This window comes from Plantactinospora mayteni (assembly GCF_016862935.1).
Taxonomy (GTDB): Bacteria; Actinomycetota; Actinomycetes; order Mycobacteriales; family Micromonosporaceae; genus Plantactinospora; species Plantactinospora mayteni.
This window is the reverse complement of record NZ_BONX01000018.1, coordinates 241,842-262,105: the sequence shown is the minus strand read 5'-3', so window position 1 is coordinate 262,105 and position 20,264 is coordinate 241,842. Positions and strand designations below refer to the sequence as shown.

The 20,264-nt window shown below is 70.4% G+C and carries 19 protein-coding genes; 4 read left to right on the top strand and 15 right to left on the bottom strand.

Annotated features, from left to right (window positions below):
- Positions 1 to 60: 60 nt before the first annotated feature.
- Positions 61 to 1,035, bottom strand: a complete 975-nt coding sequence (locus Pma05_RS14685; RefSeq protein ID WP_203857937.1) for a LysR family transcriptional regulator — start codon at positions 1,033 to 1,035, stop codon at positions 61 to 63.
- Between the two features lie 59 nt (positions 1,036 to 1,094).
- Here Pma05_RS14685 and Pma05_RS14680 point away from each other — a divergent pair, with 59 nt between their 5' ends.
- Positions 1,095 to 1,976 (top strand): serine hydrolase, encoded by an 882-nt coding sequence (locus tag Pma05_RS14680; RefSeq protein ID WP_203857936.1) that lies wholly within the window; start codon positions 1,095 to 1,097, stop codon positions 1,974 to 1,976.
- Positions 1,977 to 2,116: 140 nt separating this feature from the next.
- Here Pma05_RS14680 and Pma05_RS14675 read toward each other — a convergent pair whose 3' ends face one another.
- From Pma05_RS14675 to Pma05_RS14645, 7 genes are all read right to left on the bottom strand, one after another.
- Positions 2,117 to 4,000 (bottom strand): LamG-like jellyroll fold domain-containing protein, encoded by a 1,884-nt coding sequence (locus tag Pma05_RS14675; RefSeq protein WP_203857935.1) that lies wholly within the window; start codon positions 3,998 to 4,000, stop codon positions 2,117 to 2,119.
- Positions 4,001 to 4,262: 262 nt separating this feature from the next.
- Positions 4,263 to 4,856, bottom strand: a complete 594-nt coding sequence (locus Pma05_RS14670) for a hypothetical protein (RefSeq protein ID WP_203857934.1) — start codon at positions 4,854 to 4,856, stop codon at positions 4,263 to 4,265.
- A 127-nt stretch (positions 4,857 to 4,983) separates the two neighbouring features.
- A complete protein-coding gene (locus Pma05_RS14665; protein WP_203857933.1) occupies positions 4,984 to 5,757 on the bottom strand; it encodes a hypothetical protein in 774 nt (257 codons plus the stop codon).
- Positions 5,758 to 5,919: 162 nt separating this feature from the next.
- The gene (locus tag Pma05_RS14660) at positions 5,920 to 6,681 is read right to left on the bottom strand and encodes an HNH endonuclease (RefSeq protein ID WP_203857932.1); all 762 of its coding nucleotides are present in this window, start codon (positions 6,679 to 6,681) and stop codon (positions 5,920 to 5,922) included.
- 234 nt (positions 6,682 to 6,915) lie between these two features.
- Positions 6,916 to 7,176 (bottom strand): hypothetical protein, encoded by a 261-nt coding sequence (locus Pma05_RS14655; protein WP_203857931.1) that lies wholly within the window; start codon positions 7,174 to 7,176, stop codon positions 6,916 to 6,918.
- Positions 7,173 to 7,517 carry a DivIVA domain-containing protein gene (locus tag Pma05_RS14650; protein ID WP_203857930.1) on the bottom strand — a complete coding sequence of 115 codons (345 nt, stop codon included), beginning with the start codon at positions 7,515 to 7,517 and terminating at the stop codon, positions 7,173 to 7,175. Before Pma05_RS14650 ends, Pma05_RS14655 begins: the two co-directional genes overlap by 4 nt.
- Positions 7,514 to 7,777, bottom strand: coding sequence for a hypothetical protein (locus Pma05_RS14645; RefSeq protein ID WP_203857929.1), 264 nt, complete (start codon positions 7,775 to 7,777; stop codon positions 7,514 to 7,516). The genes Pma05_RS14650 and Pma05_RS14645 overlap by 4 nt, the downstream gene beginning before the upstream one ends.
- A 243-nt stretch (positions 7,778 to 8,020) precedes the next feature.
- Here Pma05_RS14645 and Pma05_RS14640 point away from each other — a divergent pair, with 243 nt between their 5' ends.
- Together Pma05_RS14640 and Pma05_RS14635 are read left to right on the top strand one after the other, a co-directional pair.
- Positions 8,021 to 9,274 carry a helix-turn-helix domain-containing protein gene (locus Pma05_RS14640; RefSeq protein ID WP_203857928.1) on the top strand — a complete coding sequence of 418 codons (1,254 nt, stop codon included), beginning with the start codon at positions 8,021 to 8,023 and terminating at the stop codon, positions 9,272 to 9,274.
- The gene (locus tag Pma05_RS14635) at positions 9,271 to 9,810 is read left to right on the top strand and encodes a flavoprotein (protein ID WP_203857927.1); all 540 of its coding nucleotides are present in this window, start codon (positions 9,271 to 9,273) and stop codon (positions 9,808 to 9,810) included. Before Pma05_RS14640 ends, Pma05_RS14635 begins: the two co-directional genes overlap by 4 nt.
- Before the next feature lie 167 nt (positions 9,811 to 9,977).
- Here the strand turns inward: Pma05_RS14635 and Pma05_RS14630 are convergent, their stop codons facing one another.
- Both Pma05_RS14630 and Pma05_RS14625 read right to left on the bottom strand, forming a co-directional pair.
- Complete coding sequence (locus Pma05_RS14630; RefSeq protein ID WP_203857926.1) at positions 9,978 to 10,238, bottom strand: hypothetical protein; 261 nt, start codon at positions 10,236 to 10,238, stop codon at positions 9,978 to 9,980.
- A 389-nt stretch (positions 10,239 to 10,627) separates the two neighbouring features.
- Positions 10,628 to 11,839 (bottom strand): helix-turn-helix transcriptional regulator, encoded by a 1,212-nt coding sequence (locus Pma05_RS14625; protein WP_203857925.1) that lies wholly within the window; start codon positions 11,837 to 11,839, stop codon positions 10,628 to 10,630.
- A gap of 288 nt (positions 11,840 to 12,127) precedes the next feature.
- On the opposite strand from Pma05_RS14625, the gene Pma05_RS14620 reads away from it, so the two are divergent.
- Positions 12,128 to 12,697, top strand: coding sequence for a cysteine hydrolase family protein (locus Pma05_RS14620; protein WP_203857924.1), 570 nt, complete (start codon positions 12,128 to 12,130; stop codon positions 12,695 to 12,697).
- A gap of 1,001 nt (positions 12,698 to 13,698) precedes the next feature.
- Here the strand turns inward: Pma05_RS14620 and Pma05_RS14615 are convergent.
- The 5 genes from Pma05_RS14615 to Pma05_RS14595 are packed head-to-tail and all read right to left on the bottom strand — an operon-like array spanning position 13,699 to position 20,219.
- Positions 13,699 to 15,195 (bottom strand): DUF4246 domain-containing protein, encoded by a 1,497-nt coding sequence (locus tag Pma05_RS14615; protein WP_203857923.1) that lies wholly within the window; start codon positions 15,193 to 15,195, stop codon positions 13,699 to 13,701.
- A 12-nt stretch (positions 15,196 to 15,207) separates the two neighbouring features.
- A complete protein-coding gene (locus Pma05_RS14610; RefSeq protein ID WP_203858066.1) occupies positions 15,208 to 16,584 on the bottom strand; it encodes an AAA domain-containing protein in 1,377 nt (458 codons plus the stop codon).
- A 17-nt stretch (positions 16,585 to 16,601) separates the two neighbouring features.
- Positions 16,602 to 18,125 (bottom strand): hypothetical protein, encoded by a 1,524-nt coding sequence (locus tag Pma05_RS14605; protein WP_203857922.1) that lies wholly within the window; start codon positions 18,123 to 18,125, stop codon positions 16,602 to 16,604.
- Between the two features lie 49 nt (positions 18,126 to 18,174).
- Positions 18,175 to 19,344, bottom strand: a complete 1,170-nt coding sequence (locus tag Pma05_RS14600; protein ID WP_239312360.1) for a hypothetical protein — start codon at positions 19,342 to 19,344, stop codon at positions 18,175 to 18,177.
- Entirely contained in the window at positions 19,341 to 20,219 is an 879-nt protein-coding gene (locus tag Pma05_RS14595; RefSeq protein ID WP_203857921.1) for a hypothetical protein, read from the bottom strand. Before Pma05_RS14595 ends, Pma05_RS14600 begins: the two co-directional genes overlap by 4 nt.
- Positions 20,220 to 20,264 lie beyond the last annotated feature (45 nt).

Below are 20,264 nucleotides of genomic sequence, written 5' to 3'. Positions count from 1 at the left end.
ATTCAAGCGGGCCGGACCGACAAATCCGGTCAGCCGTACCGCCGAAATCGATCCTCTGTCTCAGCCGCGCCCGGGAAAGTCGCCCGGCGGATAGACCACCGACCACGGGCGCGGCTGGCCCGGAGCCAGCACGGCCGGGGCGGCCGGTGCCGGGCCGGCCAGGATCTCGGCGGCGACCTGGGCGAAGGTCGACGCGGCCGGATGCGCCGACCGGTCCGGCCAGACCGCCGAGGTGCGACGGCGCAGCACCGGCTCGGTCAGCGGACGCCAGGCGACCCGGGGTTCCCGGCGGGCCGTCGACTCCGGCTCGAACGCCACGCATCCCCGGGCGAGCAGCAGGCCCAGCAGGAACTCCGGGTTGCCGGCGTGCCGGATCCGCCGGGGTGTGAAGCCGTGCCGGCGGCACACGTCGAGTATCCGGTCGTGCCAGTCCGGCGCGGTGGCCCGAGGAAAAATCGCCAGGTCGTACCCGGCGAGGTCGGCCAGCGCGACCTCCCGCAACTGGGCCAGCGGGGAGGCGCGCGGCAGCAACACCCCCAACCGGACCTCGACGGCCGGCCCGACCCGCAGCGCCTCGGCGCGGACCGGATGGTGCACCAGCCCGACGTCGAGGCGGGCCTCGGCGAGCGTCCGGAGCTGCTCCGCGCTGGTCAGCTCCTGGAGATCCACGTCCAGGCCGGGCGCCCGGGCGGCCATCCCGTGCAGCAGCGCCTGGAGCGTGACGGCCGGGGTCTCCGGCGGTACGCCCGCCCGCAACGTCCCGATCTCGCCGTCCCGGGCCTTGCGCATCACGATCCGGATGCGTTCCTCGGCGGCGAGCAGGGTCGGCGCCTCGGCCAGCAGGAGTTGCCCGGCGGTGGTCAGGCTGATCTGGCGCCGGGAGCGGTCGAAGAGCTGGACGCCGAGATCCCGTTCCAGCCGCTGGATCGACTGGCTCAGCGGCGGCTGGGCGATGCCGAGGATCTCGGCGGCCCGGCCGAAGTGCAGCTCCTCGGCCACCACGACGAACTGCCGCAGGTGCCGGGCCAGGTCCACCCGGCCGATGATATGAGTTCGGATATCGGAGCGGCCCACCGGCGGGCTATCGTCGCCAGGTGCCGACGTTGGGACGTATCACCCGGATATTCGACGAGGTGGGGGTCGACGCCCGGCTGCACGTCACCGACATCGACGGCGGGGCCGAGCTGGGCATCGGCGCCGACGACCCGGTGGTGCTCGCGTCGATCTTCAAGATCCTGCTGGTCCTGGAGTTCGCCCGGCAGGCCGCCGCGGGACAGCTCGACCCGACCGAGCGGGTGGTCGTACGCGCCGAGGACCGGTTGGGCGGCTGGGGTACGGCCGGCTGCGCCGACGACGTCGAGGTGTCGCTGCGGGACCTGGCGTACTTCGCCATCACGGTCACCGACAACAGCGCCGCCGACCTGCTGCTGCGCCGGGTCGGTCCGGACGTGCTACCGCTGCTCGCGGCCGAGCTGGGGTTGACCCGTACCCGGATCCTCGGCGGGCCCCGGCAACTCCTGGAGTCGATGTACGCCGACGTCGGCGCGCGGGACGACGCCGAGTTCGCGCAGATCTTCCCGCTGCTGCCGGAGGAGCGGATCCGGGCGATGCGGGTGCAGGACCCGGAGCGGACCACCTCCAGCACGGCCCGGGACGTCACCCGGCTGCTCGGACTGATCTGGCGGGACGAGGCGGGGCCGACGGCAGCGGGTGCGCTGGTCCGGGAACTGATGGGCCGGCAGCTCTTCTGGACCCGGATCGCCTCCGGCTTCCCGCCCGGGGTACGGGTGGCGGCGAAGACCGGTACCCTGCCCGGCCTGCACGCCGAGGCCGGGGTCGCCGAGTATCCGGACGGTGGCCGGTACGCGATCGCGGTCTTCGCCCGGACCCGGCGGCTGGCCACCCGCCGGATCGACGTCGACCTGGCGATCGGCGAGGCGGCCCGGACCGCCGTCGAGGCCCTGCGCGCCCGCTGAGTCTCGGCGACGATCCGCTCGTTGCCGGGCAATCGCCCGGCAATCGCCGCCCGGCACCCGCTGGCCAACCGCTTCGAGCTGGGCTGATATCTGTTCGGATATCAGCCTCCCCGGGCGGCCGGGCCGGGGTGGCGCCGAGGTCAGGCCCGGAGGAAGCGGTCGACCGGCAGCGGCCGGTCGGCGATCCGGATGTCGCCGATCCACCCGTAGAAGCCCTGCTGCACGATCCGGTCGTGGTGGTACGCCCCGACCAGCCACGACTCCCCCGAGGTGGCCAGCCCGGAGGCCGGTACGGAGGGGTTGCGGAGCAACCGCGCCCCGTCGACGTAGAGCGTGCTGAGCCGGCCGTCGTTCACCACCGCGACGTGGAACCACTCCCCGGCCCGCAGCTCGTGCCCCCAGTTGGCGACGATGCCGTCCAGCTCGACCGGGAAGACGGCCCACTTCAGCGCCATTCCGGCGGAGAGGCCCAGCAACGCGATCGGCTCCGCCGGGTCGGCACCGGTCTTGCCGGCGTCCCGACCGGCACCGAACCGGCTCAGGATGCCCATCCCGCCCGAGTCCGTCTCCCGGACGTCGACCGGCAGCTTCACGAACGCCTCGACCGTGTAGCCCTGCCCGAACGTCGCCGCGTTCAGCGGCGCCCCGTCGACGGTACGCAGGTAGCCGCCCCGGGCCGGCTGGCTTTCGTGTGACGACGGACGCCCTCGCCGGCCGCCGGAGAAGAAGAGGCTGGCGTGCGCCGGCTGGTCGTCGTGGTGATCGGCCGACCAGCGCAGCGCCTCCGGCGGGCTGCCCGGCAGGGTCACCCGGGTCAGGTGGTTGCCCTGGCCGGAGAGATCCTCGACCCGGAAGCCGTCCGGCATCGCCTCGCCGTCCCGGCGCCCCTGGTCGAACCGCCAGTACGCGACGGTGCCGTCGCCGACCACGGCGGCCGGGTCGCGCGGCGGGCGCCGGGTGACCGGGGCGAAGCCGGCGAACCGCTCGGCGAAGTCGACCGGCAGGCTGAACCGGTTGGCCGGGTCGGTCAGCTCGACCTCCCGCCGGGCCAGCGCGTTGCGCCGCTCCGAGGGCTGGTCGAGGGTCCACGGCGACAGCGTCTCGACGTCGATCGTGTTCCGGGCCAGGTCGAACGAGTACAGCCGGACCATGCCGCTGCCGCCGTAGTAGCGGTCCTGGTAGTTGGTGATGTGCACCTGCACGTCCCGGCCGGCGTCGTTGCGCAGCACCAGGCGGCCCGGCGGCCAGAAGTGCCCGTTGAGGGTGAGGAAGATCTGGTCGCTGCCCTTGATCAGCCGATCCCAGAGTCGCTGGCCGTGCCCGGAGAGCCAGGTGGCGCCGGTGTGGTCGGCGTCCGCCAGGTCGTGGGTGGTCAGGATGGCCGGGCTGGTCGGATGCGCCGCCAGCACCGACCGGGCCCAGTCGAGCGTGCCGTCCGACGGCCGCCAGTCCAGCGCCAGCAGCAGCCACTGACGCCCGGCGGCGGTGAAAAGGTGGTACGTGTTGTAGCCGTCCGGGGTGCCGCCACCGTACGTCGGCAGCCGGCGTACCCGGTGCGGCCCGAAGACCTCCAGATAGTGGCTCGGTCCACGCTGGTCGGTGGTGGACTGGTCGATGTCGTGGTTGCCGGCCAGCACGCTGTACGGCACCCGGCGCCGGTCGAGGATCTCGAAGACCCGGCCCGCCTCGGCCAGCTCGCCGGCAGCCGCGTTCTCGACGATGTCCCCGAGGTGGGCGGTGAAGACGATGTTCCGCTCCGCCCGGTGCGCCACGATCCAGCGCAGGGTCGCGGCCAGCGGCTCCGAATCGCCCCGGTCGCCGTCGAAGAGGTACTGGGTGTCCGGGATGACCGCGAGGGTGAACCGGGGCGAGTCGGGGTCGGTGCCCTGGTCGTCGTCGCCGATCCGCCGCCAGGCCAGCGTGGCGGCCGGCAGCAGTGCGCCGGTGGTGGCGCCGCTGACCAGCCCGGCCCCGACCAGTCCGGCCCCCTGGAGAAATCCCCGCCGGCTCGGGCTCTCTCGCATGATCGTCCTCCTCGGATTCCGGGGCGGTCCGCCGACAGTACGTGCCGGCCGGGCGAACACCGCTCAGGCCGGCGGGCAACACCGCCCGAACTCAGCGTGAAACCTCGGCCGGTCGGCAGCACTCCATCCGAATTGGCTCACGTAGCCGGCCGGCGGGCGGTTCGACGCGCACGTCGACGGTGTGTCGCGGCGGCGTACCCGATGGGGGTGGCCGCGTGGGTCAGGTGATGGCGGATCCGGTGGGGGTGCTGGCGGGGTGGGCTCAGGTGGTGCCGGATCCCGTGGGGTGGTCGTCCGGCGGGTGGCGGTGGACCGAGGGGATCAGGCGGCCGTTGCGGACCGACGGTTTCCGGCCGAGGTACGGGTCGATCATCGCGAGATGCCCGTCGCGCGGTACCCGGCCGCCGCGCCAGAGACCTGGCGACCGGACGCCGTGCTCGAACCGGGCGGCATAGCCCAGGACCGCGACGGCCAGCACGATCAGGGCGATCTCCGCCCCGGCGAGGAGCAGCGGCCACACCGCACTGTCGGCCCCGACCACGGCGTCGATGCCGGCGCCGTACACCAGGGTGGCGACAGCCAGCAGGGCGGTGCCGAGGGCGTACGCGTAGCAGCGGCGACGCCGGGTCAGGGCGACGGAGAAGACGGTGAACGGTACCGGATAGCCGCAGTGACCACAGCGGATGCGTTGGCTGGCCTTGCCGTGCGCCGGGCGGGTGGCGGTGCGGGCCGTTTCGCAGTACTCGATGCTGTGCGGGCCGCTGGCGGACGACCGGTCGAGGACGTGGCCCGCTTCGAGGCGTATTCGGTCGAGGACGTGCCAGAACGCCACCGAATCCTCCCGCAGCTCGGACATCCATGTACGACTATCCTGGCACATTTCGCCATCGATGCCAGGTGATGCCTTCTCGGTCGAGCGGGTGCGCGAACGAGCGGTGGATGTCGTGACCGGTGACCGGTGACCGGTGCTGGGCGGCGTCGGCTCAGCGGTAGCCGTGCGGCGGTGACGGCGGCTCCTGGCCGGGCAGCGGGCCGGAATACGGGTCGACCGGCGGCGGCAGGTCGGGGTCGAGCGGCGGACTGGCGTACGGGTCGACCGGTGGGGGCAGATACGAATCGACCGCCGTGGGCGGATACGAATCGACCGGTGGGAGCAGATGCGAATCGACCGCCGTGGGCGGGTACCCGCCGGTGGGTGGGCCGGAGGTCGGCTGGTAGGGCATCGGTGGCGGCCCGGCCAGGGCGGGACTGGCCGGTGCCACCGGGCTGCCCGGTCCGTAGCTCGGCGGGTAGCCGGGTGACACGGGCGGCGCCCCGAAGTGGCCAGTCTGGTGCGACCCTGTGACGGGCCAGCCGGGCGCGTGCGGCGGTGGGGCATACCACGGGCGGTGCCCGGCCCGCCAGCGCAGCCAGGACGAGTTGAGGATGCCGGCGTGCGTGATGCTGGCCAGCCAGCTCAGCAGGAAGATCCCGGCGGCCCAGTCGGAAAGGGCGGTGCCCTGGTTGACGCCGCCGATCAGGATGAAACAGGTCCAGGAGACCACCAGGTAGCCGATGCCGGGCAGCCACCAGGCCGGCCGCCTGGCGCGCAGCCCGATGTAGAGGAAGCCGAAGCCGGCCAGGCAACTGAAGCCGAGTACGGGCAGCAGCAGCCACCAACTGTGGCCGATCCGCCACCACACGCTCGGCGCTGGGGGCGCGGAGGTCGGTGCCGGCTGCACCGGTGCATGCCAGGTACCACTAGGCAGGTACGACATCGTGCTCCTCTTGCCCCGTCCGCTCGGTGGCGTCGACCTCGTGGTGGCCGGCGGTGTGCGCCTCGACTAGATCCTCCGAAAGGGCACCCTAGTGGAGACAGCGGACACGGCGGGGACACAGTTGCCGGGACCAGGCGGGGGCCGGGGTGCCGGCCGACCCGGTCAGCGGGCGGACGGGACCTTGGCGATGGTGACCTGGTGCAGTCGCAGTGCCGCCCGGTCCGGCCGGTGTTCGGGGCGGGTCGGGAGGCGGAGGGGTCGCCCGTAATGTTCGGCGTAGTGGCTGTGGACGCTGCCGGCGAGGCGTACCCGGAATTCGTCGTCGATCCAGAGCAGGCCACGGTCGAAGAGGTTGTGCAGGTCGGCCCGGAGCAGCAGACCGTTGCGAACGGTGTTGGTCGCCGGCCCGTCGTACGGGCTGATGTGGGCCGCCTGGAGCGCGGCCTCGACGTCGCAGCCGGAGATTGCGCACCGCCCGTCGTACGCCTGCATAAGGTCGCGCCGGAAGTCCGGCTGGCCCTGCCGGACGGTGACCTCGGCCTGCCGGCGCCGCCGGCCCGCCGCCGGCTCGGCCGGCCCGGAGTCCTCGGGCGGGTCGAGCGACCCGTCGGGGGTGGCGGGCTCGGCCAGCCGGTCCGGTAGGTCGGACCGCAGTTGGTGGTTGAAGCGGGGGTTCAGCCGCGACACCAGCGCCGCCTTGAGCGCGAGCCGCTTCTCGGTGACCTGCCAGCGGAGCGTTCGCTCCCCCAGCCAGCCGGCGATGTCGTCGGCGGAGGCGATCGTCGTCCCGGTGCTGTCCAGTTCCTCGCCGACCTGCTTGTGTAGCACCGACGAGCCCCGGTTGCCGCGCAAATGGGTGCGGAGGCGCTGCCGCAGGTGGCCGGTCTCGCCGACGTAGACGACCTCGCCGTCATCGATCACCACGTGCACGCCACCGGCGGTCGGGGCGGTGGAAACGAGGTCGACGGTGTAGGGCCGTGGCGGGGTGAAGTCGGCGAGCAGCTCGTCGGGGACGGGTCCGGCATCCCGGAACGGTATCCGACGACCCTTCAGGTAAGCATCGATTGCGGCCGGGCCTGGCGGTCGTCGTCGGCCCGTCGTGGTCCGTTCGGCGGCCAGTGCCGGACGGCTGGGAGCCGGCGGCCGGGTCGGGCCGGGTCAGTTGGCGCAGGCTCCGGGGTGGTTGACGAACCGGTGGCAGCGCCGGCTGCCAGGGCCGGCGCGGGGTTCGCCGATCGGGGCGTCACACCATATTCGGGTACGCGTCGACTGCTCGTCCTCCGCCGAGATGGTCGCCTCGCCGAAGTCGAGTACGGGCACGTGCGCGAGCGAGGTACGCAGAGCGGCGAGCAGGTCGACGGCCGCCTGGTGGTCGGTGAGAGTGGTGGGGAGGTGGATCACCCAGTTCGGTGCGCTCACCAGTGGCCGCCGTTGCGACGCCGCTGGTCCTGCTCGGTGTTGTCGACGGAGCAGCGGCCGGAGATGGGTCGGGGATGCGGTGGAAGTCCGGGGTCGGCAGGTGGGTCGGCGAACTTGCAGCCGATGTGCCGGGACTGCCACTGGCGCAGCCCTTGGCGGACGCGTTCGGCCTGGGTACGGGCGGTGGTGGCTTCCCGTTCGAGGCGTTCGACCTCGTTGGCGACCAGGCGGAGAAATTCGTAGACCTCTTCGGGATCGAGGCCCCGCCAGCGACGGCGCATCACCGCCGACGCGACACGGATGACGGCAGGGCGCAGCCGTTCACCGGACCGGTAGATCATCGCTGTGCCGCCGGTGTCTGGTAGCGGGTGACGAGGGCGGTTATCTCGGTGGCGGTGAGGCCGCGTTGGGCGAGAACCCGTTGGCCCCAGCGGTGCAGCCGGCACGGGTGTGGGTGGTAGTCGTTACGGCAGAGCAGCAGCCCGTTGGGCCGCTGCTCGGAGGCGTGGACCGTGATCGCCCGTACCGCGAAGCCGACATCCTCCGCCGTCACGTACGGCGGCATCGGGAGTTCGTCGGACAGTTCACCGGCCTGGCTCATGACCCTCCCTCGCTTTGATCGGTTGGTGGGTTGGCGCCGAGGCGGGCGGGGACGACCGGTACGACCGCGCGCTCGTACCGCCCGGAGCCCAGCACCCGCCCCTGGCCACAACCTCACCCTTTCAATGAACGTGAGCAGGGACTACAGCGGTTCGGGAGCCCGATCGACGCAAAACTGAGGCATGTGGGTGTCTGCTCGATCGACGGAGTGTCACTACAGTGGCGGCATACGGAGGGGGTTGCCGTGGCCTTGAAGCGACACCGGCTCTGCCAGCGCCGCAAGGCGCTCGGATACAGCCAGGAACGGCTGGCCGAACTCCTCGGAGTGGAGCGGTCGACCGTCGTACGGTGGGAGAGCGCCGAAACCGATCCGCAGCCCTGGCATCGCATACGTATCGCCGAGGTACTACAGGTCACGCTGGATCAGCTCGACGACATGCTCGGCGATGTGATTACACCGATCCGACGGGGACAGATCATGGGAGACACCCCGCGTCATGCCTCCTCGGCAGCCGTCCGAGCCGAGTTGCTCAGCGGCCTACGCGCTTTCCTCACCGACTACCTGCCCGAGTCGCAACCGGAGCGGTCCACTCGTGCTCTCACCGAGGTACGACGCGACGTCACCCGCATCCACGCCCTCTACCACCGGGCGAGCTACAGCATGGTTGCCCGCCTCCTGCCTGAGCTGCTTCGACACTGCACCGAGCTGACGAACAGGGGCTCGTGGCCGCAACGGAGCGGCGCGTTTCGGCTGCTGGCCGGCGCGTATCTCGCGGCCTCGAAAGTCGCCGTGAAGATCGGAGATGGCCACACGGCGCTGCTGACCGCTGACCGGGCAGCTACCGCCGCACGGGTCGCCGATGACCTGGGACTTGCATCCATCGCCGCTTACCAGGCGGCCTGCGCGCTGCTTCGGTTGCCGGGCCGGTTGGACGAAGCAGAGCGAGTGACACAGGCCAGCATCGAGCAATTGGCGCAGAACAAGCACAAGGCTGACCTAAATCTGCTTTCTGCGCACGGTGCCCTGCTGCTTCTGGCCGCCGTCATCGCGGCGCACCAGGGCCAGACGCCGACAGCAAACGCCCGGCTGACCGAGGGCCAGACCTTGGCCGGAGAGCTCAAGACAGACCAGAGCCGGTTGTGGACGGGTTTTGGCCCGACCAATGTCTTGATCCACAGCGTTTCGGCAGCGGTGAAGGCAGGCAACGGCGGCCGGGCCATCGAGATCGGTGCGAAGCTCGACACCTCCCGCCTGCCGGCCGCGCTCGTCGGCCGACGGGCGCAGGTGCACCTGGACCTGGCAGCGGCCACGGCTACGACATCCGACGGCGGCTCGCTCGCAGTGCTGCACCTCCTGGAGGCCGAACGAGTCGCCCCCGAGTCCGTACGTGTCAACGTGCAGGCCCGAGCCCTGCTGCTCGACCTGATGTCCAGGGAACGCCGATCGGCCACCCCAGGGCTCCGGCCGCTCGCCGAACGAGCAGGCTTGCTGACATGAGCGCACGACCGGTCCTGTATCTCGTGGTCTGCGCTGCACCCCCTGCACTCAAGATTGACGAACTCATTGCACTGCTGATGGATGACGGCTGGGCGGTTTGGGTGATCGCAACGCCGACAGCCGCGACTTGGATCGATCGGGAAACGCTGGCACAGCAGACGGGCAACCCCGTCCGCTCCGAGCGCCGAAAGCCTGCCGAGCCGGACCTCCTGCCGAAGGCAGACGTGGTGCTGGTAATACCGGCCACATTCAACACGATCAATAAGTGGGCGCTCGGCATCAACGACACCCTCGCCCTCGGCGTCCTCAACGAGATGCTCGGCCTCGGCCTGCCCATCCTCGTCTCCCCGTACGCCAAGAACGCGCTGGTCACCCACCCTGCCTACCAAACCCATGTGCAGACGCTCAGCGCCTCCGGGGTCACCTTTACCGCAGCCGATCTCATCCGGCCAGCAGATCCAGGAGCGCCATTCCAGTGGCCCCGGTTGGCCGGTGAGTTAGCCCGGCTACCCCCTTCAGCGCAGCGACTCGACTGAACGAGCGACGAGCCCCCAGGGGACCTCGGCGCTCCACCATGCCTGTGTGCCGGGCGGGTAACCCGCGACTCGCACACCGGCAGCCGGCCCATGCGAATACTGTGGCGGCTCGACAAACCACTCCCGCCCGACGTCTATTCGGCTGCCAGGAACATCGCGGGGCCGGGTCAGTTGGCGCAGGGTCCGGGGTGGTTGACGAACCGGTGGCAGCGCCGGCTGCCGGGGCCGGCGCGCGGTTCGCCGACCGGGGCGTCACACCATATTCGGGTACGCGTCGACTGCTCGTCCTCCACCGAGATGGTCGCCTCGCCGAAGTCGAGTACGGACACGTGCGCGAGCGAGGTACGCAGAGCGGCGAGCAGGTCGACGGCCGCCTGGTGGTCGGTAAGGGTGGTGGGGAGGTGGATCACCCAGTGCGGTCCGCTCACCAGTGGCCGCCGTTGCGGGGCTGCTGGGCCTGCTCCTCGCCGTGCCTGGGTCGGCGGCCGGTGACAGGCCGCCGGTGCTGGGGGTGGGGGTCAGAGGGCGTGGAGGCCGAGCGCGACCTGCGTCGGCCACCACACCCCGGTCTGGAGGTCGGGATCGGCGCACGGGGAGATCCGCACCGATCCCGACCAGAGCAGACGCGGCGCGCGGCCAGGGCTCGTGCTGACGGAGGTCGTGTCACCGCGTCGGTTACAGCGGTCGCGGCGAAACGAGACTTGAGGCTGCGCTTGGACACCGCCAATGCCGCATCTCGCCGCGACCGTGCGGTCACCCTAGGTGCGACGGGAGTGAGTGCCGGGGTACAGGGCGTAACCGGTTACGCGGCGTCCCCCTACGGCGCCACGCCTGCCCGTTGGGCCAGGTCGATCGCCTCGGCTCGGATCGACGCCGGAGCCTCCGTCGCAAGCCGGTTCAGCATGTCCCGAGCCGCCGGGTTGAACCGCACGGTCTCCGGCGAGGTCGCATCCGCCCTGTGCAGCAGGTGCAGTGTGGCTTCCCGTGCCCCCTCCAGGTCGGCACTACGGGCCAGCTCGACGTAGTGCCGACCACGGCGCTCCGTCGAGGGGATCGATGCCGGGTCGAGCGAGTGAGCACGACGCTGCGCCTCCTCCGGGTCGCCGAGGTCGACCGCGCACATCACCGCGTACACCTCGACCAGGGGGCGGGACACCCGGGTACGCAGCCCGACGAAATCGGCCGGCAGAACTCGGTGCACCACATCCCGGGCGGTGTCCCAGTCCGACCAGGCGCTCTGGTCGCCTGTCCGGGCGCGGGTCAACGCCGCACAGAGGTGCAGGTCGGCAAGCATCTCGGCATACTCGACCGGACCGTCGGCAACCCGTGGCTCGATCAACGCCTTCGCCTCGCCGAGCCGTTCCAGGGCCTCGTCGCCACGACCGACGGAACGGAGTAGGTGGGCGGCGTACCAGATCGCTTGGGCGACGGCGATCGGATCGTCCGCGTCCAAGGCCGCCGTCATTCCTCGGTCAACCGTCAACCAGCACAGCTCCCGGTCTCCGTGCCACGCCAGGAACGCCTGGGCGAGGTGATAGGACTGGGCAAGCATCGCAAGAGCCTGCCGCCGCTCGGTACCGGCGTGCAGGCGGGCCGCTCGCTGGGTGGCATCGAGTAGACCTGGCAGGATCGCTCCGACCTCCGACCGCTGGTGCCGGGATGTGTGCCAGGTCTGCCACGCCGAGTCAACCGCACCGCGAAGGTAGTCCGGCGACGCCGGCTCGCCGCCGACGTTGACGTGCCAGGCGGTCAGTGCCCTACGAACATCCTCGACGCTCGGGTGGGCGGGCCGACTATCAAGCGACAACGTGACCGTTGGCCCGAACAGGTCGCCGAGGTCACGGACGCCAAGGTGTGGGGCGATCTGCTGGGCGGCTCGTAGGGTGAGAGACCGCTTGCCGTTCTCGATGAACTTCACGGTGGTCGGGGAGAGTCCGGCGAGTCCGGCAAGGCGTTCTCGGGACAGCCCTGCCGCACGACGAAGTCGCTCGACCCGCTTGCCAGGTGTGGGCTCAGTCTGTTCGGTCATGGCACACCTCACCACCTCTGGGTACATCGTGTACCCATACGGTACGCCTATCGATTGCCCCCCGGCCAGCACCACGGCGACCGGGTTGCATGCTCGGATGCCAGCGGAGTTCGGCTGGCCGTTCCTACGTGCAGCGCACTCGCGGCTGACAACGGCACGCGCTCGGGAGACCGCGCAGCACTGCGTCATGCGGCAGGCGGTCTTGGAGACGAGCGGACTACCGGAGCGCCTGGTCCAGGCGCAGGCCGCGCTTCGCGAGACCGAAGCGATGCTTGGCACACTCGGGATATGAACGTCGAGCGTGCCGCGCTGGTGGTCATCGACATGCAGAACGGCTTCGTCAACGAGCGCAGCGAGCACGTGGTGCCCAAGGTGGTGGACCTGGTGCAGCGCTGGCAAGCCGCCGGCCGACCTGTCGTCTTCACGCGCTACCACAACTACCCCGGCAGCCTCTACGAGCGGCTGATCCACTGGTCGAAGGTGCAGGAGCCACCGGAGACGGACATCGTGCCCGAACTGCTGCCGCACGCCGCGGCGGCCCACGCCGTGATCGACAAAAAGACCTACTCCTGCTTCGTCCCCGAGTTCAACGCTCTCGTTGAACAGCACGGGTGGACTGATCTCTTCTTCTGCGGCATCGCGACGGAGAGCTGCGTCCTGAAGTCGGTCGTTGACGCCTTCGAACGTGACCTGATCCCGTGGCTGGTGACGGACTCCTCCGCCAGTCACGGAGGTGAGGCAGCCCACGAGGCCGGGCTCCTGGTCGCACGCCGCTTCATCGGCGCTGGCCAGCTCATTTCCGCCGTCGATCTGGTGTGGCAGACGAACAGTCGCCCGGACCAGACCAGGCTGACGTAATGAATTAGTGCCTGATGCTGTACCTCGTGGTCTGCGCCGCTCCCCTGGTACGTCAGGCGCTTCGACCCACCGAGGCCGAACGATGACCTCCAGAGGCGTCAGATAGCAGACCCGCGCTGACCGGAGGATCAGGATTCCGGCCGGTGCCTGATTCAGACTCGACTGAGCGGGCTATCCTCGGCGACGTGGCGGAGCTGGCGCGTCGGATCGACTGTGGATGGCTCGACCGAAAGAGCCCGGCGGCCTACCAGATCGCAGGCGCGAACCGCTTACTGTCGACGGCGATGCCCCGGTGGCCGAGACGCACACCGGACGACTGCGCGTCATCCGAAACTGGCACGAGGCGCTACAGCAGTTGGTTGCGGACGAGGAAGGTGTGCGAGCCTGGCGGCAGACACGCTCTGCATTTGCGCATCGGCTCGGGGAGGCGCTGGCAGGAGCCACAGAACATCAAGGTCCCGTCACCGGCCCCGCGCTTTACGGCGTGTGGTTGCGCTCAGGTTTGCTGTACGTAGGTCAGACAACCAACGCTCAGCGCCGCCTGCGTGACCTACCCATCGGAGAGAGCCACCATCTGGCAAACACGTTTCCGCCGGAGATCTGGCACCGCGTACTTGTCGTGATGTGGCCGGCGCTTCCCGAGGCCGCCAGCGTTCCCGACGATATCCCCCAAAGGTCGCTGGCCTCGCTCTTGAGCATCGGCTCCAGGGGTGGCTCCGCCCACTGGCGAACTCGGAGCACCGAACCCGTCACGGAGGATGGCGACCTGTCACCTTCGATGCGAGCCAGTCCCAGGGCGCCAAGGCTGCTCCTCGGGTCGGTCCTCTGTTCAACGCAGTGCAGGAGCTTTGGCAAGCAGCAACCTCGCCGGGCACGCACGAGATGCGACATCCCGCAGTCCGGTCCGTCGACCCGTCGACGTTCTTACCGGCCATATTAGTGACTCGAAATCAAAACGCTCCCCACCGTCCTCGGCTCGGTGATTCTGAGGCCGAGATGATTCAATGCTCACAGAGGGAGAACTCTCGCTCGTACAGCTCCTCGTTGTGTTCGTCGACGAAGAACTTTCGTTCCTGCATCAGTTGCTCGCGGTACCCTTTGGCCTGGTCCAGCGTCATGGTCGACGTCGAGGACCATGGCTGTTGTGGCGGCACATCGGATGTCGAGACGATCGTTACCGAGGGGTCGATCAGGAAGAAGGCCAGGATCTTGCGATGTCCCGGCCGGGTGGGGTCCGCAAGGCGGAACGGGGAGACGCGATGCTGGAGGATGTTCGGGAACGCTAGGCAGCGGCCCGCACGGGTCTGCACCGACCCCAGCGCCTGATTCAGCGGGTCCTCGTCATTCAGACCGTAGACGTCGCGCAAACCGTCGGCGTCGTTCTGTTCGTAGTCCGGGTGGGCGATCGCCGCCCGGAAACTCAGCTGACTGTCGGTAGTGTTCTCGCTGTCCCAGTAGTAGATGCCGGTGGAGACGATGCGCTCGTTCATCATCCCCTCGACATGCCAGGTACCGCCGGGGTACTCGGGCTTGTCTGGGGTGAGATGAATATTGGCGAGCTTGACGATGACCTGTAGCCGGCGGGCGCGTAGGTCAACTCGAGCAGAGTTGTCGGGGAGTGCGGGCGGGCTGAAGACAGGGGCGTCCGGGACAACCGGGCGGCGAATGTTCCGCCATTCGTGCATGGCTTCGTACCATGTATCCCAGGCTTCCCCGTCGTCATCGGACGGTTCGACCGGCTTCTTCGGGTCATCGTCATACCAGTTGAAGGGGTTGACCTCGATCCGCAGGGGCCGCGGATGGCGCAGATCCGTGAGCACATTTTCGAACAGCGGGCGCATGCGCGCGAAGAGGACAGGCAGGATGGAATCGAGTTCGCGATGGGCCACGGGGTGGACGTTGTTGACGTACGCAGCGAAGACAGCATTGCCGTCGTCGCCGACCTCGACATCAGTGGGTAGCCACTGGAATTTTTCCGAGTGAGCGTACCGCGCCCTGCCGATTCCCGGGCTCTGCCATGCGGCGTCGTCCATGCGGCTCACCTGACGTACGAGGCAGAACAGTGAGGGATGAACCAGATCCAGTACCTGTTCATTCGATCCCGGATGCCAATCCTGCTCCGCGTCGGGGACCTCTTCCAACACCCGAACCGCCTCCCGCAAGCGGGACCTCAGCTCGTTATCGATCAATGTGTCCGACTGCCACACCCCGTCAACGGTGGACACCTCGATGCCGGTTCGCTTGTCTCGGAGCTCGGCGTAGTACGCCAGTTCCGCGAACACATAACGAATCTCAGCCTCGGTCAGGCCCTGAGCAGCCGCTTCCCGCGTCCACCTAGCGACGAGGTCGACGTCGCTCATCTTGACGAACCACTGCGGCTTTGCCCGAATGTGGGCGCTCAGCTGCATCATCTGAAGTTCCCGAAGCGTCCGGGGCGCCACGACCGGATCCCTGTGGGATGCCCGAAAGGGTAGCGGGAAAGCAGATAGCTCAGTCATTTGCTCAATTCCTCACTGGATTCCTGGCGACGGCAAGGATACGGCAGTTGAATTCATGTCTCGATGGCGCGCGACATGTCCCAGCAGCGCTTGGTTCGCCTCCCAGCCGTCCGGGAACCTGACCGGTACGTTCAGGTGCACCGGCTCGGTCGACGGGTGGGCGTCCAGCAGCTCGCTGATCCCCGCCCGAGCCACCACCACACACGCGTGCCGATGTCGCGACACCAGCACACACAACCGCCCCGCCTCCAGGTGGAACGCGGTCGCGTCCCGCCGGCCCGACAACGGATGCAGCACGATCACCACGTCGTACTCGCGCCCCTGTAACCGGTTCGCCGTGTCGACCGTGATCCCGTCCCCGGCCGCCCCGAGCTGCGCCCGGATCGCCGCCACCTGGTCCCGATGCGCCGCCCCCACCGCGATCCGGTCAGCCGTGACCGGCGCACCCCCGGGAGAACGCTCCGACACCGCCACCGCACCCCGCTCCAACACCCGCAACGCCAACCGCGCACAAGCCGCCGCCGCCTCCCCATCGGTCCGCAACGTGTGCCGCGCCGGCAACTCGTACAACGCCCACCCCGTGGCCGCCGCCATCTCCAACGCCTCGTCCACCGCCCCACCACCGAACCCCGCCGCAGTGAACGAGAGCGACCGCTGCGCGGCAGTAGTCCCCGCCGAGAAGCCAGTGAACGGATAGAACGCCTCCGCCACCACCGGAGCCGCCGACGCCGGGAGCCGCCACGACACCGGCAACCGGTGTACGGGCAGCTCCGGGTTGTGCCGCAGCAGCGCCGCCACCGCCGACTGCATCGGATCCCAGGTAAGCCCGGTCCACCGCTCGGTCTCCACCGTCGAGAACGGATCCAACTGCCCCGGATCACCGACGAACAGCGCCCGGTCGAACCGCCCTGCCACCCGCAGCAACGCATCCGACCGCATCTGGTACGCCTCGTCCACGATCGCCCACGGCCAGCGCCCCTCCGGCACCAACGCCCACTTGGCTGCCGTACCGATGATCACGGACGACCCGCCCAGGTCCGCGACCTTCGCCGCGACCCGGACCGTCGAATAGTTCTTGATCCGGTCCGTCGCCGTGTAGTCGTTGGCCGACAACCGCCCGATCGGCAGCTCCGGCTTCGCCTGCGCCAACCGGTCGATCAGGTCGTCGACCTGCTCGTTCGTCTGCGCGATCACGATCAGCGGCTCGCCCGCCTCGGCCAGCTCCCCCGCCGCCCGCACCACCAGCGTCGACTTTCCGGCCCCCGGCGGCGAGTCGACCACCACTCCACGGTGGTCCCCGCTGTGCAGGTCGGCCAGCACCTCCCCGATCACCCGCCGCGCCGCCTCACCCGGCGGCAACACCAACCGCCCGGCCCCGCCACGGGGCATCAGCAAGCCAGAAGAACTCACGACCACTCCTCCCGAGCGTCGTCGACGCTCGGCTCCACCGGCTCCTCGTACGCCTTCGGCGGCCCGCCGTGCGTCCACGGCGTCTCCTCCCGGCTCGGGAACTCCCCCGGCGGCATGAACGAATCCGACAGCGTCGTGTAGCAGAGCCGGTCCCCCACCTCCGGTACGCTCCCCGGCGCGGGGCTCAGCGACCGCCCCAACCCACCCGACAGCTCCAACACCACGTCCGTCCGGCCCGACGCTGGATCCGGGGTCACGAAGACCACCCGGGCCTTCTGCCCCGGCCGGCTCGGCGAGTGCAGCACCGCACCCGCCGTCACCAGCACCACATCCCCGGTCGTCACCTGGATCCGAGGCCGCAGTACCCGCCGTTTCCCGCTGTCGTCGATCCGGTGCGCGTCGGCCAGCGTCACCTCACCGACGAAAGCCTCCCCGGTCAGCCGGTGGTCGGCCATCACCAGCGGATCGTCGTAGGCGCGCTGGACGGCGTACGACTGCAAGGCCCGTTCGAGCCGGTGCAACCGTTGCGCCGCGTTGACCGCCCCGTCCCGGCGCGGCTGCGGATAGCCGCCCCCGTCGACATAGAGCGTGAAGGTGCTGAACACGTCCCGGTCCTCGGCCCAGCGCCCGGGAACCCGCGATCCGACCGGCAGTTCCCGGAGCAGCGAGACGCCCCGCCACATCAGCTCCCAGGTCGGCCCGAGCTGCGACCGCACGGCTTCTTCGAGTACGCCCCGAGCCCGCGACCGCCGCACCTCGTCACCGCTGCCGACCGCCTCCTGGTACGCGGCCATCGCCGGCGCCAGCATCTCGTTGTCGAAGGTCGGATCGGTGGCCGGCCCGGCCGGCGGCCAGCGCAACGGGTCCTCGGCCACCACCGCCGCGTCGGCACCGCTCAGCCCGTCCGCCGGGTCGATCCAGGCCAGCAGCGCCGCCAGATGCGCGTCTTCCAGCGCGGACTGCCCGGTCGCCCAGTGCAGCCCGAGCGCCTCGGTCATCGCCAGCAGCATCCCCGAGCCGGGATGTTCGGCCCGGTCCGCCAGGAAGGTCAGCCACTGCCCCAGCAACGGTACCGACGGCTGCACCGGATAGTCCCCGTCGGTACGCCGGAACCGCGTCGACCGCCCGAACATCCGGACGAACCCGATCCCCGCCGAGTTGGGCACCAGCACCTGCGGCGCGTCGACGTACCGGTAGCGGACCTCCTTGCCCCGGTTGGCCGCGACCGCCTCCGTCACGCCGCGAAAGCTGTCCAGATAGGGCAGCAGCACCTCGGCCAGCTCGGCGGCGAAGCCGAACCGCTGGTCCCGGTTGCGCGGCTGCGGCACCACCAGCAGTCTCGGATCATCCGGCACGGTGCCGACCAGCGCGGCCAGCGGTGCGTTCGCCTCGCCGGCCATGCTCAGCGGGATGAACACCAGCGGCCGGTCCGCGACGTGCAGGTGGCGTACGGTCGTAATCCGCTGGGCCTGCCCCACCGCCACCGCCTCGGCCCGGGCCAGCGCGGTCAGCGTACTCACACCACCGCCCCGGCACCCGCCACCGAACCGGCGGGTCCGGGCAGCAGCGTCATCCGGCCGCCCCGGCCGCCGCCACCAGCACCTCGGCGCGGAGCCGGGCGGCGTTCCGGAGCAGCGTCGCCGCCTCCGCCTGGTCGTCGGCCGGGGTCAGCTCGCCCTTCGCCAGCCCGAGCGCGGTCTCGACCCGTTCGATCCCGCCCAGCTCCTCCCGGGCCGAGGTGCCGAGCGCGGCCGTGCAGCCCCGCGCCTCGGCCCGGCAGAAGTAGGCCAGCTCGCAGACCGAGAGGCAGTCCGGGGCGTACCGGGCGTCGACCGTCTGCAACGCGTCAACCAGCGCCTCCGGGGCCCGGGTCGGCACCCCGTCGGCGTCCGGCGCCAGGTCGAAACAGAGGTTCGGCGGCAGGACGGCCAGCATCTCCTCGACCTTCGTCATCCGGCCGAGCTGCCGCCGCAGCACGGCCAACTGCTTGCGTACGTCGACCAGTACCGCCGTCGGCTGGTTGGAGAAGTCGCGCGGGCAGACCAGCACCACGTCGTGTGCCACGATCTCCGGGTCGTGTCCGGCCTCGGCCAGCATCTGCCGCATCGCCAGCACGTAGACGGCGGACTGGATCGCCGCCGCCGACACCTTGCCCGGGTCGGCCTGCCCGTCCACCACCGCGAACGACTTGATCTCGACGACGTGGAACCGCCCCTCGTGCTGGAAGGCGATCAGGTCCGGTTCGAGATAGACCCGCTGGCCGGCCACGTCCAGCCCGAGCAGCGGATGGTCGAAGAGCGTGCCGGCGCCGTCCTCCCCGGCGGCGGCCCGGAGCAGCAGGGCGCGGGAGCGGGCGTACCGGACCTCGGCGGTCTCCTTCTCCCGCCCGGTCACCGTCTCCAGGTCGTCGTACGCCACCTCGGGGATCGGCAGCCCGAGCCGTTCCCGGAGCAGTTTCACCAGCTCGGCGGCGCCACTCGCCTTCACCTGCGCCTCGAACGCGTTACCCCGGGCGATGGCGAACCCCGACTGCCCGAACCGGGCCGGAAAGTCGATATACGCCGCCAGCCGCTGCTTGTCCACCCCGGCCGTGTCGAGTACGGCCCGCCGGGCACACCCGGGATTGCGGGTCAGCGCGGCGATCGTACGGGCGTTGTGCCGCTTCGGCTTCGCCCCGCCCCGGATCGTGGCCAGCCGCTCGGCGGTAGTCCTGCTGGTGCCCATGCTGATGCTCGTCATGCCGTCTTCTCCTGGACTGTCGGGTTGCCCCGCGACACTGCCCCGCCCCGCCGGGTCACCTTGCCCGGCAGCGTCCGCAGCGTATTACCGAAGAGCTGGTCGACCTGGTCGAGCTGCCGGCGGGCCCGCTCGGCCGCCGCCGCCCGATGCGCCCGGTCGGCGTCGGCGTGCACCACGCGTTCCGCCTCGGCGGCCCTGATCACCGTCACCGGGTCCACTGTGTCTGGTCGGCCGGCGATGTCAAGCGCGCCTGGGATGTTGCTGGCGAACCGCCACACCAGCCGGGCGAGCGTGCTGCTGCCGGCCGGCACCGTACCGGCGCGCTCGGCAACCCGGACGGCGGCGGTCAGGAAGTCGACCCGGGGACTGAGCGGGCCGACGATCCGCCGCTCCAGCGGCCAGGTGGAGACCGCGACCAGGCCGCGCGCCGGCGCCAGGTGCTCGGCGGTCAGCGCCGCGCAGAGATAGTACGGCCGGGCGTACGGCGCCGTTCCGAACGAGCGCTTCTCGTCCCGGCGCAGGTGGGTGAGCTTGCCGGCGGCGAGTCCACCGGCCGCCGCCGCACCGAAGAACGCGGCGTGCACCTCGGCGACCAGCTTCGGCGCCGCCGGCACCGAGAGCAGGGTGAGCGCGTGGTGCACCTGCTCGCGTACCGGCAGCAGGGAGCCGGCGGACGACCGGCCGGCAGCGGCGGGCGGCGGGTCACCGGCCTCCTCGGCGAGGTCGCTGATGGCCTGTTCCCACTCCTGCTCGGCGATCCGCAGCTCGGCGCGGAGCCCCTTGGTGCGGGCGGTGTCCCGGGCCACGACCGAGCGCCGGATCTCGGCCCGGAGGGCGTCGATCCTGCGTTCGAGCGCTTCCATGGACTCGGCCACGAGCCGGAGGGTACAAGTTCCAGTGTTCTCCAGCAATCACCCTGA

Excerpts from the sequence above, each read along its gene's own strand:
- Pma05_RS14600 (WP_239312360.1), bottom strand. The coding sequence starts at position 19,344 with ATGACGAGCATCAGCATGGGCACCAGCAGGACTACCGCCGAGCGGCTG.
- Pma05_RS14610 (WP_203858066.1), bottom strand. The coding sequence starts at position 16,584 with ATGCCCCGTGGCGGGGCCGGGCGGTTGGTGTTGCCGCCGGGTGAGGCG.
- Pma05_RS14650 (WP_203857930.1), bottom strand. The coding sequence starts at position 7,517 with ATGATCTACCGGTCCGGTGAACGGCTGCGCCCTGCCGTCATCCGTGTC.
- Pma05_RS14670 (WP_203857934.1), bottom strand. The coding sequence starts at position 4,856 with ATGTCCGAGCTGCGGGAGGATTCGGTGGCGTTCTGGCACGTCCTCGAC.
- Pma05_RS14645 (WP_203857929.1), bottom strand. The coding sequence starts at position 7,777 with ATGAGCCAGGCCGGTGAACTGTCCGACGAACTCCCGATGCCGCCGTAC.
- Pma05_RS14635 (WP_203857927.1), top strand. The coding sequence starts at position 9,271 with ATGAGCGCACGACCGGTCCTGTATCTCGTGGTCTGCGCTGCACCCCCT.
- Pma05_RS14620 (WP_203857924.1), top strand. The coding sequence starts at position 12,128 with ATGAACGTCGAGCGTGCCGCGCTGGTGGTCATCGACATGCAGAACGGC.
- Pma05_RS14615 (WP_203857923.1), bottom strand. The coding sequence starts at position 15,195 with ATGACTGAGCTATCTGCTTTCCCGCTACCCTTTCGGGCATCCCACAGG.
- Pma05_RS14625 (WP_203857925.1), bottom strand. The coding sequence starts at position 11,839 with ATGACCGAACAGACTGAGCCCACACCTGGCAAGCGGGTCGAGCGACTT.
- Pma05_RS14665 (WP_203857933.1), bottom strand. The coding sequence starts at position 5,757 with ATGTCGTACCTGCCTAGTGGTACCTGGCATGCACCGGTGCAGCCGGCA.
- Pma05_RS14675 (WP_203857935.1), bottom strand. The coding sequence starts at position 4,000 with ATGCGAGAGAGCCCGAGCCGGCGGGGATTTCTCCAGGGGGCCGGACTG.